The organism is Nocardia sp. NPDC003183 (assembly GCF_053590715.1).
The window spans coordinates 756,186-770,259 of sequence record NZ_JBSFTG010000001.1 but is presented as its reverse complement, the minus strand read 5'-3'; the positions used below and the strand labels follow the sequence as shown (position 1 = coordinate 770,259).

Annotated in this window: 12 protein-coding genes; 4 read left to right on the top strand and 8 right to left on the bottom strand. The window is 67.2% G+C overall.

All coding sequences use genetic code 11. From position 1 onward, the window contains the following. Positions 1–61 precede the first annotated feature (61 nt). Positions 62–1,396, top strand: a complete 1,335-nt coding sequence (locus ACWDXS_RS03495) for an NtaA/DmoA family FMN-dependent monooxygenase (protein WP_449961544.1) — start codon at positions 62–64, stop codon at positions 1,394–1,396. 63 nt (positions 1,397–1,459) lie between these two features. On the opposite strand, the gene ACWDXS_RS03490 is transcribed toward ACWDXS_RS03495, so the two are convergent. From ACWDXS_RS03490 to ACWDXS_RS03480, 3 genes are read right to left on the bottom strand one after another with little or no spacing between them, the layout of a single operon-like run. Beyond that, positions 1,460–2,716 (bottom strand): MFS transporter, encoded by a 1,257-nt coding sequence (locus ACWDXS_RS03490; protein ID WP_378628597.1) that lies wholly within the window; start codon positions 2,714–2,716, stop codon positions 1,460–1,462. Continuing rightward, positions 2,713–3,774 (bottom strand): LLM class flavin-dependent oxidoreductase, encoded by a 1,062-nt coding sequence (locus ACWDXS_RS03485; protein ID WP_449961541.1) that lies wholly within the window; start codon positions 3,772–3,774, stop codon positions 2,713–2,715. Before ACWDXS_RS03485 ends, ACWDXS_RS03490 begins: the two co-directional genes overlap by 4 nt. A 25-nt stretch (positions 3,775–3,799) precedes the next feature. Further along, complete coding sequence (locus ACWDXS_RS03480) at positions 3,800–4,870, bottom strand: acyl-CoA dehydrogenase family protein (protein ID WP_449961538.1); 1,071 nt, start codon at positions 4,868–4,870, stop codon at positions 3,800–3,802. Positions 4,871–5,029: 159 nt separating this feature from the next. Here ACWDXS_RS03480 and ACWDXS_RS03475 point away from each other — a divergent pair, with 159 nt between their 5' ends. The 3 genes from ACWDXS_RS03475 (at position 5,030) to ACWDXS_RS03465 (ending at position 7,909) form a co-directional block, all read left to right on the top strand. Next, positions 5,030–5,206, top strand: a complete 177-nt coding sequence (locus tag ACWDXS_RS03475) for a hypothetical protein (RefSeq protein ID WP_449961536.1) — start codon at positions 5,030–5,032, stop codon at positions 5,204–5,206. Positions 5,207–5,325: 119 nt separating this feature from the next. Then, a complete protein-coding gene (locus ACWDXS_RS03470) occupies positions 5,326–6,534 on the top strand; it encodes an LLM class flavin-dependent oxidoreductase (protein ID WP_449961533.1) in 1,209 nt (402 codons plus the stop codon). A 10-nt stretch (positions 6,535–6,544) separates the two neighbouring features. Continuing rightward, complete coding sequence (locus tag ACWDXS_RS03465; protein WP_378990333.1) at positions 6,545–7,909, top strand: NtaA/DmoA family FMN-dependent monooxygenase; 1,365 nt, start codon at positions 6,545–6,547, stop codon at positions 7,907–7,909. Positions 7,910–7,993: 84 nt separating this feature from the next. Here the strand turns inward: ACWDXS_RS03465 and ACWDXS_RS03460 are convergent, their stop codons facing one another. From ACWDXS_RS03460 to ACWDXS_RS03440, 5 genes are all read right to left on the bottom strand, one after another. After that, the gene (locus ACWDXS_RS03460; protein WP_449961530.1) at positions 7,994–9,136 is read right to left on the bottom strand and encodes a serine hydrolase domain-containing protein; all 1,143 of its coding nucleotides are present in this window, start codon (positions 9,134–9,136) and stop codon (positions 7,994–7,996) included. Between the two features lie 83 nt (positions 9,137–9,219). Next, on the bottom strand, positions 9,220–10,053 hold the full coding sequence (locus ACWDXS_RS03455) for a DUF1707 domain-containing protein (RefSeq protein WP_449961527.1): 834 nt from the start codon (positions 10,051–10,053) through the stop codon (positions 9,220–9,222). Between the two features lie 98 nt (positions 10,054–10,151). Further along, positions 10,152–10,826, bottom strand: coding sequence for an NPCBM/NEW2 domain-containing protein (locus ACWDXS_RS03450; protein ID WP_449961524.1), 675 nt, complete (start codon positions 10,824–10,826; stop codon positions 10,152–10,154). 171 nt (positions 10,827–10,997) lie between these two features. Next, a complete protein-coding gene (locus ACWDXS_RS03445; RefSeq protein WP_378990338.1) occupies positions 10,998–11,534 on the bottom strand; it encodes a hypothetical protein in 537 nt (178 codons plus the stop codon). Between the two features lie 48 nt (positions 11,535–11,582). Next, positions 11,583–13,961 carry an NB-ARC domain-containing protein gene (locus ACWDXS_RS03440; RefSeq protein ID WP_449961521.1) on the bottom strand — a complete coding sequence of 793 codons (2,379 nt, stop codon included), beginning with the start codon at positions 13,959–13,961 and terminating at the stop codon, positions 11,583–11,585. Positions 13,962–14,074 lie beyond the last annotated feature (113 nt).

Here is a 14,074-nt window from a genome sequence, read left to right as displayed (position 1 = left end):
CGAGAACCGCTCACGTCATCGGCGTCTCCTGTCTCACCGACCGCACCAGAAGGCACCGACCATGTCCGGATTCCACTTGAACCTGTCCCTGATGACACCGGGACACTTCCGTCAGGCTTGGCGACTCGATCATGCCGACCCGCTCGCCTACCTCGACATCGACTACTTCCAGCGTCTGGCGAAGATCGCCGAGGCCGCCAAGATCGACGCGGTCTTCCTCGGTGACGGTCCTGCCCTGCGCGGGGAGATCGAGGAGGCGCCCGGCACCGGGATCGATCCGCTCGTCCTGCTCGGCAGCGTCGCGGCGGTGACCGAGCGTCTCGGTGTCGTGATCACCTCGTCGACCACCTACAACTCCCCCTACAACCTCGCGCGGCGGTTCCAGGCGCTCGATCACGTGACGAAGGGGCGGGCGGCGGTCAACATCGTGACCACCGGAACACCGGCAGCCGCAGCGAATTTCGGCCTGACCGATCATCCGGAGAAGGAGACCAGGTACCGGCGGGCCTGGGAATTCCTCGACGTGGTCACCCGGCTGTGGGACAGCTGGGAGCCGGACTGGCTGATCGCGGACAAGTCGACCGGTCGCTACGCCGACACCGGCAAGATCCATCGCATCGATCACGAGGGCGAGTTCTTCTCGGTCGCCGGGCCGCTGCCGGTGGCTCCGGGCCCACAGGGTCGACCGGTGGTCGTGCAGGCCGGCGGGTCCGAGGGCGGACTCAAGTTGGCGGGTGACTTCGCCGATGTCGTGTTCACCGTCGCCCAGACCAAGGCCAAGGCGGTCGCGTTCCGCAACGACATCCGGCAGCGCGCGGCCGCGGCCGGTCGTCATCGCGACGATGTGAAGATCTCGCTCGGCGTGGTGGTGCTGGTCGCGGCGACTGAGGACGAGGCGCGTCGGCGCGAGCAGGAGCTCTACGATCTGCTGCCGATCGAGCGGCTCACTGCCGCACTGCTGGGTAACCTCGGCCTGCCCGCGGACTCTTTCGGCCCCGATGATCCGATCGGCGTCGACGATCTTCCCGATGCCGTTCCGGCCGGTGCGTTCTCGACGGGGTTCAGCATCTCCACCCGCGCGCTCATCGCGGAGGGACCGCGTACTCCGCGCGAGTTGATCCAGCAGGGCGCCGGCGGCTCCGGCCACCGCCTCCTGGTCGGCTCGGCCGAGCAGGTCGCCGACGATCTCTCGTCCTGGTTCGACGCGGGCACCGCCGACGGCTTCACCATCATGCCCGCCGAGACCGCCGTCGACCTGGAGAATTTCGCGACCCTGGTGGTGCCGATCCTTCAGGAGCGTGGGCTGTTCCAAAAGGATTACTCCGCACCGACATTGCGCGCCCGCTTCGGTCTCCCCGTCCCGGGGGACCGCGCGGCGGAAAGCCTGCCCGCGTAATCACTGCAGTCCAACGGCCGCCCACTCACCTTCGAGCGGGGCGGCCGTTTCGCTGCCGGTCCGTTACGGGGTCGCACCGCAGTTGGGTCCGGTGACCGCGTCCTGAGGCGGAACCGGTGGGTGGTCTACCGGCGGTGTGCGCGACAGCGGAATCAGCGCGATCGCGGCGAGGAGGGCGGCGAGCCCGATGGCTACCAGGAATCGCCAGTCACCGAGCCAGGTGGCGGCCAAGGGAGCGCCCGCACGCGACAGCGCGATCGGGACCGTCATCACGGCCAGGATCCCGGCGAACTGGGGGACGCCGAAACTGTCGGCGACGATCGACGGGCGCGCGATCACGCTGGTGCCGTAGCCGGTGCTGAAGGCGACGATGCAGGCCAGCGTGAGCGGCAGTGAGGTGCCTGCCAGCGGTAGAGCCAGCAATCCCGCCCCCTGGAGGGCGAAGGAAACCCCTGTCACGCTGGTCATCCCGAAGCGGCGAGCCAACGGGGCCAGGGCCAGGCGGGCGGCGATCTGGGTGACGCCGACGGCGATCGGGAGGGCGGCGGCGGACACGGGCGAATAGCCGATGTCGCGGAAGTAGGTGACCATCATCAGCAGAAAGGCCGAGGTGGACCCGCTCTGGGCGACGAAAGAGACCACCAGCAACCAGAATTTGCGGTCACGGAGCGCGTCACCGAGGCGGACGCCGGTGCGTTGCGCGACCCGGCTGGTGTGCGCTGCCCGGCCCGGCACCGCCCACAGGTGCGCGGGCACCACGATCACCGCGAAACCGATCGCCAGCACCACCAGTGTTGTGCGCCAACCGAGTTGCGTTTCGAGCCAGCCCGCGAAGAAGTAGTACAGGCTCGTGGCCAGTCCGACGACCGTGGTCACCGCGACGATCGCCGAATCCCGGTGTTCGGGTTCGGTGGCCACCACGAGAACGGCGAACGCGGCCTCGTAGGTGGAGGTGGCCAGTGCCAACCCGATCAGTGTGAACGCCGCGTACAGCTGGGCCAGGCTCTGCGCCTGCGACCACAGCAGAACCGCGCCGACACCGAGTGCCGAGCCCGCCGTCATCAAGGCCCGACCACCGTAGCGGTCGAGCAGATTACCCACCGGCACCGCGGCCAACGCCCCGATCAACGTGGAAATGGTGGCAGCGGCCGCGATTTCGGTGCGTGAGACCGCCAGGGCCTGCGACATCGGGACCAGCAGCACGGTGAAGGCCTGGATCATCGCGCCGTAGCCGACGGTCTGGGTCACCGCGAAGACCGCGATGAGCCGGAACCGTCGACTGCGCACCGGGTCGACGGTCAGGACGGCGGCGGCACTCACTCCCCGAGCAACGGCAGCAGCTGGGAACCCTGACGCTCGATCTCGCGAAGGTACGGGGTGTCGGACAGCACGAAGTGGGTGATGCCGAGATCGCGGTATTTGCGCAGCGACTTGGCGACATCCTCGGCGGAACCGACCAACCAGGTGGTACCCGCGCCTCCCCCACCGTATTTGCCCGGCGCGGTGTAGAGATTGTCGTCGAGCACCTCGCCGCGCGCGGCGAGGTCGAGCAGACGCTGTTGACCGACGGCAGTGCGACGGTGCGGATTCGACCTACTCTGGCTGTTCTTCGCCATCTCCGCGACCTTCGCCTCGGCATCGGCCCACGCCTGCTCGGTGGTGTCGCGGACGAAAGTCGTGATGCGCAAGCCGAATTCGAGCGGCGCGTGCTCCCGGCCCAGTTCGGCGCTCAGCGCGCGCAATCGTTCGATGCGCTCACGCACTCCTTCCAGCGGCTCACCCCAGAACAACTGGACATCTGCCTCGGTCGCGGCGACCCGTTCCGCGGCCTCGGAAGCGCCACCGAAGTACAGGGTCGGATGACGGCGGTCGCCTCGCGGCTCGATGCGGGGCACCACCGTGGAGTCGGTGACCTGGAAGTGCTCGCCGCGGTAGGTGACGTTCTCCTCGGTCCACAGCTTGCGGACGAGCTGGAGGAACTCCTTGGTGCGGGCGTAGCGGTCGGCCTGGTCGCCCTCGCTGTCACCGTACGCGGCCAGATCGTCCTTGCCGGAGACGATGTTCACCCGCACCCGACCACCGGAGAGGTGATCGAGGGTGGCCGCGGCGGAGGCGAAGTTCGCTGGGCGCCAATAGCCGGGCCGGATCGCGATGAGGGGCTCGAAGGACTCGGTCCGCGCCGCCAGCGCCGCGGCGACGGTGAGCGTGTCGGGGCGGCCCCAGCCGGTACCGACCAGCGCGCCCTTCCAACCGTGTGCCTCCAGCGCCTTCGCCTGCGTGGTCAAGGTGTCCAGGCTGTTGTGGTCGGCGGCCACGGGCTCGCCGCGGTGACCCGGCGTGACCTGATTGGGGATGTACCAGAGGAATTCGAGACTCATGTTCGGTGGTTCCGTTCGGTGGTGATCAGCGGGCCAGCGCAGCGAGCTGGGCGCGACGGACATCGGTGGTCTGGCCCTGGACCAGGACGAAGAGGACGGAGCGGGCGTGTAGTTGCGCGGTGTCGTCGCCGCTGAGGCCACGGCCGGATCTGGCGATGAGCAGCGCGCGGCTGATCGCCGAGAGTGCCTCTCCGCTGGCAACTTTGGTGGCCAGGCGCTCATCGAGGCGATGCGGTCCGGTGCCTGCGGCCGTGGCTTCGTCAGCGAGCGCGTACGCGGTGGAACGGATTTCGGCGACGCGTGGGCGCCAGGTCGCCGCGACATCGGCGGCCAGCGGCACCGTGCTGCGCTCCAGCTCGGTCAGGATCGTCTCGGCGAGGCCGAAGTGGTGGGCGCGCGCGTCGCTCGCGGTGCCGGTGTCGTCGATGCGCGCTTGGTCGAGACTCAGTGTGGTGAGAACGTTTTCGTCGGGGACGAAGACTTCGTCCAGGTGCACGCGGGCCGTTCGGCTGCCCGCGACCGCACCGAGTGCCAGCGGTCCGGTGCTGCGGGTTCGTGGCCCGACCGGAACGAGCGCGGTGACCACGGTTTCGGTGTCGGGTTCCACGGCGGCCACCGTCAGCGCCGAGTTGAGGCCCCACCCGCTGACCCAGGACAGGGTGCCGTCGAAGGTCCAGCCATCGGCAGCCTTACGTGCCACGACATAGTGATCGGGGAACCGCCGCACATCGCTGACTCCGGCACCGAGCAGCAGCTCACCGCGCAGAATCTGTGCGGCCAGCGCCGATACCGGGGCACCTGCCGCGGCGATGCGCCCGGCCAGCGGCGCGTGCTGTGCCCAGACCAGCCAGGTGTTGAAGCAGGCGCCCGCGATGATCTCGTGCACGCGACGGTCGGTGTCGCGGTCGATCGCGAGACCACCGAATTCTGTGGGCGCGAGATGATTGAGCAGCCCGAGGCCGCCCAGTTCGTCGATCCGCTCCGCGAGCACCCCGGTGCGGTCCGTCGACAGTGCGGCGGGTCGCAACACCTGCTCGGCGTAGTCGCGCACTCGGACGAGGAATTCGTCGTTCGCGTTGTCGTGCGCTGCGTTCACGTCGAAAGTATCGACCCGCACAGCGAGCGAATGCCTGTGTCTACCCCCGCTGTGTACCGAGCAGCACCGGCCTCTACCTGCGCGGACAGGAGGCAAGCGGAGATAAATTCCCGCAGAGCGAGAAGTCTGTGCGACGCGTCAGCAAACAAGGATCTGCCGGTGGACACCGCCGCGGGCAACGATGCGGCATTCCTCCATCCTCGCGCGATCGGTGCGCGGCGATCAGCGATCCGCAGGGCGACAGCCTATTTCCTGTCGATCGGGCTGAATTCAATGGTTGACGTCGCCGCAGCGGACGGGTCGTATTCACCCAGCCGCCCCGCTGACCACCGGTGATCGTTGCCGACATCGCTGCGCCCCGTACTGCGACCGCGCCGCTCGGATCCGGCCGACAACCCGGTGCCCGGCATCGGGCGTTGCACCAGGCACCGTTCACCGAACAGAAATGGCAGACGATGGCACCGAACCCACTGCACCTGGGTGTCGCGCTCGACGGCGCGGGCTGGCACCCGGCCGCCTGGCGAGCACCGAACTCGCGGCCCACCGAATTGTTCAGCGCCCGATACTGGGCCGACCTGGTCGGCACCGCCGAGCGTGGTCTGCTCGACTTCGTCACGATCGAGGACAGCCTGCGTGTGCCCGGTCCGCTGCACACCCGCGACGACGATGCCGTAGACCAGGTCCGCGCCCGGCTCGACGCGCATCTCATCGCCGCGACGCTCGCCCCGATCACCCGCCACCTCGGTCTCATCCCCACGGTGACGACCACCCACACCGAGCCGTTCCACGTCTCCACCGCCATCGCCACCCTCGACTACACCTCCCGCGGCCGCGCGGGCTGGCAGGTCCGAGTCTCGGCAGGCGCCGAGGAAGCCCAGCACTTCGGGCGCCGCGAGGTCACCGACCCCACGCCCGCCGAGTTCGCCGACATCATCGCGACCGGCACGCTCCCCGAACACGCCGAAGCACTGTTCGAAGAGGCCACCGACGCCGTCGAGGTGGTGCGGCGCCTGTGGGACAGCTGGGAGGACGGCGCCGAGATCCGCGACGTCGCCGCCCGCCGCTTCATCGACCGCGACAAACTGCACTACATCGACTTCGAAGGCCGCTTCTTCAGCGTCCGCGGTCCCGCCATCACCCCGCGCCCACCGCAAGGTCAGCCGGTGGTCACAGCACTCGGCCACGCCACCCGCGTCTACGAATTCGCCGCCGCGGCAGCCGATCTCGTCTTCGTCACACCCACACGCGAGCACGGACCGGCCGAGATTCTGCGACAGGTCGCGACCGCCGCCGCGACCAGGGTGGGCGAACCGCTGCGGGTCTACGCCGACCTGGTCGTCTTCCTCGACTCCGACGAGGACACCGGCGCGCAACGCCTGGCCCGGCTCAACGACCAGTCCGGTGCCGAATTCTCCTCCGACGCGGCCATTTTCACCGGCAGCGCCGAGGAGCTCGCCGATCTGCTCGCCGACTGGGACGCCCAGGGTGTCGACGGGTTCCGGCTGCGTCCCGGTGTCGCGGTCGATGACCTGGCCGCGATCGCGGGCCGACTCGTGCCCGCCCTGCAGCATCGCGGATTGTTCCGCACCAGCTATCCCGAGGGTTCCCTGCGCGGACTGCTCGGTCTGTCGACCACCGTGCCCAACCGTTACGCCAGAGTGTGAGGTCCCACCGATGAGTACACCCCGCAAGCAGGTCATCCTCGGCGCCTACCTCGGCGGCGTCAACCATCACACCGCCTGGTGGCACCCGCAGGCGGGCAGCCAGATCGATTTCAGCTCCTTCGAACACACCGCGCGCACCGCCGAACGCGGCAAGTTCGACTTCTTCTTCCTCGCCGAAGGTCTCATCCTGCGTGAACGTGCGGGCCAGATCTTCGACCAGGACATCATCGGCCGTCCCGACACCTTCGGCGTGCTGGCCGCCATCGCCTCGGTCACCGAGCACCTCGGCCTCGCGGGCACCATCAACGCCACGTTCAACGAGCCCTACGAACTCGCTCGGCAGTTCGCCACTCTCGATCACCTCTCCGGCGGACGCGCCGCCTGGAACGTGGTCACGTCCTTCGACGCGTTCACCGGACAGAACTTCCGGCGTGGCGGCTTCCTCGACCCGGCCGACCGGTACGTGCGGGCCGAGGAGACATTGAATGCTGTTCGAGCCCTGTGGGATTCGTGGAACGTCGACGATATCGTCGCCGATAAGGACAGCGGGCGATTCCTGGCCCGGCCCGATGCCGGTGCGTTCGAGTTCCGTGGCCGGCAGTTCGACATCTCCGGCCGGTTCACGGTGCCGCGTAGCCCGCAGGGCAGGCCGGTGATCCTGCAAGCCGGCGTCTCACCACAGGGACGCGATTTCGCCGCGGCCAATGCCGACGCCATCTTCTCCCCCTACGGCAAGCTTCCCGAGGCCGCGGACTTCTATCGCGACATCAAGGCTCGCGCGGTAGCGGCCGGGCGCTCACCCGACGACATCAAGATCCTGCCGTCGGCGAGTTTCGTCCTCGGCGACACCGAAGCCGAGGCGATCGAGAAGTACCACGCCATCCGCAACGAACAGGTCACCGGACAGACCGCGCTGATCCTGCTCGAACAGATCTGGAACCGGGACCTGTCCGGCTACGACCCGGAGGGCCCGATCCCCGATATCGAGCCCGATCCCGACGCGGCGCCGTTCATCCAGGGCCGCGCCTTCCTCCACCAGGACCGTTTCGCCACGGTCAAACGGTTGCGCGAGGTCTCCGAGGCCAAGAAGCTGACCCTGCGCGAAACGGTGATCGACCAGTTCGAGCGCGGTCCGATCGTCGGAACACCGGCCCGGGTCGCGGAGAAGATCGACGATTTCGTCAGCAGCGACGGCTCCGATGGTTTCATCCTCGGTTCCCACCTCGTCCCGACCGGCCTGGACGAATTCGTCGACCGCGTGGTCCCGCTGCTCCAAGACCGCGGCGCCCTCCGCACCGAGTACACCGGAACCACCCTGCGAGACAACCTCGGCCTGCCCGACCTCCGGTCGGCCACCGTGTCCGTCGATGCCTGAGTGATGGTGCTGCTGTGGGCATCTCGTGCCGGTGCCCACAGCAGACCGTCCCGCACCCGGCCGGAGAGGACTTCGACACAGGCCCTAGGGTGCCGAGCAGGCAGCAGCGTCCAAAGCGCGCGAACCTTCCTGGTAGCGGTCATCCATCAGGTCCTGGTTGAGGGCGATGGTGACGGCACGGCCTGTGGTGAGGACTACGCCGTCATAGGTCACGGTGCCCGACAGACCGCCGGTATGACCCCAGAGCTCGTTGCCGCACGACATCGTGATTCGCGCCAGGCCGAGACCGTAGGCCCATGTGCTGTCCACTCCGGTAGGCCGGACATTCTTCATCTCCGCCAATTGCGCGGACGGGAGCAGCTCTCCATCCAACAGGGCGAGGAAGAAATGGTTCAGGTCCGCGCCGGAGGCGACCATCGCACCGGCCGCGCCGGCCCACGAGACGTTCTGGCTGGTGTAGTCGACTTGTACGCCACCGATCTCGGTGTACCCCTTCGGATGTGGGCCGCGGATGTCGACTTCATCAGGACTCGGGTAGTAGGTGTTGCGCAAGCCGAGGGGCTCGATGATGCGACGGGTGACCTCAGTGCCTACCGGGTTTCCGGTGATCTGCTCGATCACCATCCCGGCGATGGCGTAGTTGGTGTTGGAGTATGCCCATTGCGCACCGGGCTCGAAATCGGCTGGCGCGGTGAGCGCGTTGCGGACCACTTGGGCGATATCCGTTATCCCCCAGCGGACTTGCTCGGTGAGGCCCGCGACCTGGCCAGGCTTGGGCGGCGCCCCGAACTCGGCCGCATACTCGGGCAGTCCACTGGTGTGCTGCAACAGGTTTCGGATCGTGATCCGATTGCCGTCGATACCCGGCCCATGCACCACGCCCGGCAGATACCGTTCCACCGGCGCATCCAGCTCGACCTTGCCCTCGGCCACCAACTGCAGCATCACGGTGGCGACGAACGGCTTGGTGTTGCTGGCAATCCGGAGCCGATCATCGTCGGAAAACGACCTGCCGGTGGCCACGTCGGCCACACCTGCGGTGACTGTCCAGGTATGACTTTTGTCGGTGATCACCGCCTGAGCTCCCGGATAGCCTTGGCGCACCGCGCTGTTCAGCACGGCGGTGATCTCCGCCCGGCCCGTTTCCGTGGCACCGGGCGAAGTGTCCACGCCGCACGACGTGGCTATCGAGACCGTCATCCCCAGCATCGCAAGTTTCATCCGCATCCCATGAAACTAGGGAGAACGCCCTGCCACGAGAAGCCTGCCGACTCCCCGATACGCGGTAGTGCTGACACTACCGACGACGACTATCGGGTGGCGCGCAGATCTCCGAAGACCCCGACGCAGTTACCGCCGGTCGTATCGGTCACTTGAAGCCGTAGGCGCAGCGGCTTGTCGAATTCGAGATGGACCGGCACCGTGGCACCCAGTTTCACCACCACATCGGTGAGCAGCGCTCCGTCGGCGTAGATCTGGAACTGAACAGCGATGTCGCTGGGCGTCGAATCGTCCTGAATGCCCAGCACTCCGTCGAGCCGGGTGAACTTGCGTCCCAGGTCGTACTCGACGAACGCCAGCTGCTCGCGGTAGGGCTCGAGCAGGACAGAGCGACTGTAGGAGGTCCCCGACACCTGGCTCGGCCCGACATCGAGATCCGAGTACTTTCCTCCCGACAGTGCTTTGAAATCCATCACGTACTGCACCGCATCGGTGCTCACATCCGACAGGGCGCCCGAAGTGGAACTCGAGGTCGTCGTCGAAGTCGAAGTGGCCGTAGCAGATCGAGACGAGGTCGGAGCGGCGGCAACGACACTCGCCCGCGACGTGGTCGTGGAAACAGGCGCCGCTACTTCGCTCGTCGTGGCGGACGAGCGCTGCGTGGCCAGTACCACCACCGCGCCGATCAGCAGGACACACGTGATCCCCAACGCGACGGTGGCGACCAGCCACGGGTTGCGTCGGTCGTCCGCGGGCGACGGCAGGTCCGCGAAGATGGCGTCCAGGTCCGCTTGGGTGACCGCGGAGGTGATCTGTTGAGCCCGCATATCGAATTCCCGGAGATCGATGCGACCGGCCGCCTGATGCTCGTTGAGAAGCGCCAGAGCGCGATCCTTTTCGACTGTTCCGATCCGTGAAGTCATTTTCTCTTCCGATGTACGGAGTGCGGGAAATCCACACTCAGCCGATAGTTTGCTGAAGTAGTAACTTTGACGAAAAGAATTACCTCGCCGACGCCTGCTCAGCGCTTGCGACCGGGTGGCTCAGTGCAGTGCACCCGGGGCTTTCCCCACGCGTTCTTGGCATCCTGGGATCGCCTCGTGTCGAGCAACGTCAGCCGGACGACACCGGAGATGTCGAGGTCGACCTCGCGGGCGGCGTCCGCCATCGACATCTCGCCCGCGAAGGCCTCTCGATCATCGGTCTGCACAACGAAACGGCCCACACCGTCGGACGACGCGGAATCGGCGTCCTTGCCGATCCAGACCGAGAAGCGATCGCACTTGCCGCCCACCGTCCATATCGCGCGGTTCATCGGGTCCGACGTCGTGGACGGGTAGTACCCGACAATGCTGCTCGGGAAGCTCGCCGAACCGATCCGAACAGGATCGACCGGGTCGAATCCGTTGTTCCAGGTAACGGATCGGTACGAGGTCAGCTCGTACCACCCGGCGGAGGGCGCAACCGTCGGGGACACGAGTTTCGACGTGGGAGTGACGGACGTGGTGAGCGTCGGCGCGGCGGTGGGCAGAGTGCGCTCGTCCGTCGACGTCGGGTCCGGCGATGCCGAGGTCGCCGAGGTGAGTCGCTCCAGAAACGACAACGCGCCTTCGGCATTCGCGAGAGCTGCGACTGCCAAGGCCGACACCGTCGTGGCGGCCAGCCATCGCGATCGCCTCGCTTTGATGAAACTCACGACATGCTCCAGTCCAGATTCATGACAGTGGTGGCACTGTTCGCGGCAGCGTTGCCGACAGCACACTCACCGGGTAGATAAATACGTCACTATTTGTTCTGCCGCAACCTGATCGGCGAAATCGGACCGCCCGAATCGATACCGTTCGGAATTGAATTCCGGTCGGTCGGGTCAATCCACCGCGCGAACCAGCTTCTGTTGTTCGGTTTTGAGTTGTCCGTAGGTGTCGCGCACATAGCGCACGTAGGTCGCACCCGGGTGCGGCACCAGGGACCGAACGTGCACGCCGTCGGATTCGGCGGCCAGTTGCACTTCGACGGACGCGACATGCGAACAGAACGTCAGCAGCGGTTCCGGAACTTGGTAATCCGGTACGAGATCGGCGTGTTCGATGATCAGATCACGCATTGCCCGGTTCACCGGCATCAACGCGTGGTCGCGCCACCGACGCCAGTTGTCGGTGGCGAGGTCGGGACGGCGGTGGGACGCGGCGGGCAACTGCGATTCACGCAGCTTCTCCCAGATGCGCTCGTTGATGTCGACCATGACGTGCAGCGGACCGTACAGCTCACGAATCTGCCTGCTGATCCTGAGCAATCGCGCCTGTCGGCGTTCCTGCGCGAGCTGGCCGCGCTGGTTGAGCAGGTAGGCGAGTCCGGCGACCGCGACGGTCGTCACGGCCGTGATGAGAGTGGCGACCATGTTCACGGATTTCACCGTAGTGACGACGAGGCCGAAGCGGGATAGTGCTGCTGTTCAGGCGATTACAGAGTTTTCCAGCCGACTTTCGACAGGAGTCGCCCCCGCTGAACGAGACTCGAGCTTCTCGGCCCGGGCCGCGATCTCCGCGACCCGAGCAGTGTCACGAACCTGGGTGCACAGATCGATCGCGATGCGCCAGTGTTGTCGCGCGACCGCCGGTTCACCCCGGGCGACCGCGACCTTCCCGAGCCCGTCGTGGCCACGAGCCTGCTCGACGGCACTGCCCGCCATGCGCCCGAGCGCGACAGCGCGGTCGAAGGCCTCCCACGCGTCCGCGAGATCGTCCAGCGCCAGATAGGCGTCGCCGAGCACATTCGAGGTCATGGCCTCGTCGACGAACAGGTTGAACGTCCGGAACATCTCCGACGCGTTCAGCAGCCTCGGCACGGCGTCGAGAAATCGGCCGAGGTTCACCTCTATGAGGGCGGTATCACGCAACAGGATGGCCCTGTTGCGCGGAGTGCCGTGCACGTCGACGAACGCGAGTGCGCGGAGGCTGAGCTCCAGCGCCTCCGCGAAATCCCGCCTGCGCACGTGCACCCATGCCTGGTGGGCCACAGCGGTGTGTTCGCCGTGCCGATCACCGAGACGCACGAACCGCAGCCGGGCTCGCTCGTACAGCGCCGCGGCGGCCACGTCGTCACCGGCGGTCATCGCGGCGAGACCGAGATTGTTGCAGGTCACAGCTTCCGCGTAGTGATTGCCGGCCCGGACCGCAGCGGCCACGGCCAGCCGATGGGTCTCGGTCCACAACTCGATGTCCTTGGTGATGAACGCGAACCCACGCACCGCGAAGGCGAGCTGCCAGCACTGCTCGTCGAGCCCGTGCCGGGTCGCGGCACGTGCCACGGCGGCCACGTTGTCGCGTTCGGCGGTCATCGCCTGCATGGCCTCGGGGTAGGTCGACACCGTCGCGTCGACGCAGGGCGAGCTGGGCGCCATCTGCGCGCGGTGCCGAGACGGGGTCAGGATCCGGTCCATGCCATCGGCGAACACGGTGTACCGGTCGACGAGGCGAGTGACGGCTGCCCGCGTGGTGACATCGTCGAAGTACGCGGCGGCGCGACGACGCGCGAAGTCGCGCAACAGATCGTGGAATCGGTATCGCCCGCGCGCGTCGGGTTCGAGCAGACTCACCTCGACCAGCAGGCGCAGGTGCCGCCACATCGCCGAGGGCTCCACGCCCATCAGCGCCGCGCCGCTCCCGAGATCGAAACTCGTTCCCGGGTGCAGGCCGAGCACCGTGAACGCGCGCGCCGAATCCGCTGGCAGGCGAGCCACGGAGTACTCGAACAAAGTCTCGACATCGCGATCGCCGTCGTGCAGCATCTCCAGTTCGACCCGGGGCTCGGCGCCCCCTTCCGCGGATGTCGGCCACATCTCGCTACGCAAGATCGCCGCGGCGATCCGCACAGCCACCGGCAGACCGTGGCACTGCCGTGCGATCGCGGCGCTCTGCTGAGGAGTCGGTGTGCGCTCAGCGGGCAGCCCGCCCGTGAGGCGATCGAGCAGCGCTACCGAATCCGCGTCCGCCAGCCGTCCGATCGGCACTCGGTCCACCTCGTCGAGTCCGTTGAGCGTCCCGCGGCCGGTGACCAGGATCGCGGAGGCGCCCGTTCCCGGCAGCAGCGGCGCTACATGGGCCGCGTCCAGAACATTGTCGAGCAGGACGAGATACTGCCCCGCGGCGAGCATCTCCCGCAGCAGCGAGATCCGCGAATCCGGTTGAGCGGGCACCGATTCAGGAGCGAGACCCAGCTGGCGCAGCAGCGCTCCCGCGGCCACTTCCGCTGCCACGACCGGCCCTGCGGCGTAACCGTGCAGGTCGAGAAACAGGCAGCCGTCGGGGAATCGGGGCAGCAAACGTCGGGCTGCGCGAACCGCGAGGGCGGTCTTGCCCACACCTGCGAGACCCGACAGCACACAGACCGCGCTACCGGCACCCGCTATCGCGATCACCTGGTCGAGTTCGCGTTCGCGACCGTGCAGAACCGCGATGTCGCGTGGCAGGTGGGTGTGATGGTTCACTACCCGTGCCGAGGGCTCGGTCTCGGGCTCGCGACCGTCATCGGCGGTTCTCGTGATATCGCCGGACTCGCCGCGCCGCTCGATCTCGAGCGTGTCGCGCAGATCGGTCAGCCGCTTGGCATCGGCCCCCGAGATGTGCAGTGCCGCCAGCAGTATGTCGAGACGCCCAGTGCTCGGCAGCGTGTTTCCCTTCAGGTAGGCATACACACTGCTCGTAGAAACGTTGAGCTGCTTGGCTATTCGCGAGCATTCCACTCGACCGTGCGTCTTCTCGGCTCGCAGTGCGGCGGCTTTCAGCTCACCGGCGAATCGTTCCATCTCCGGCGTTCTCTCCCTGCCGCCCATCGTCAGCCTCCTGCTCGGACCGCACAGCACCGCTCAGGGTTTTCGAGAGCTTTCCAGAACCCCAGGCGCCTCGCACCTCGATCGTGCTGGCATGACGGCTCAGTCTACCGAAG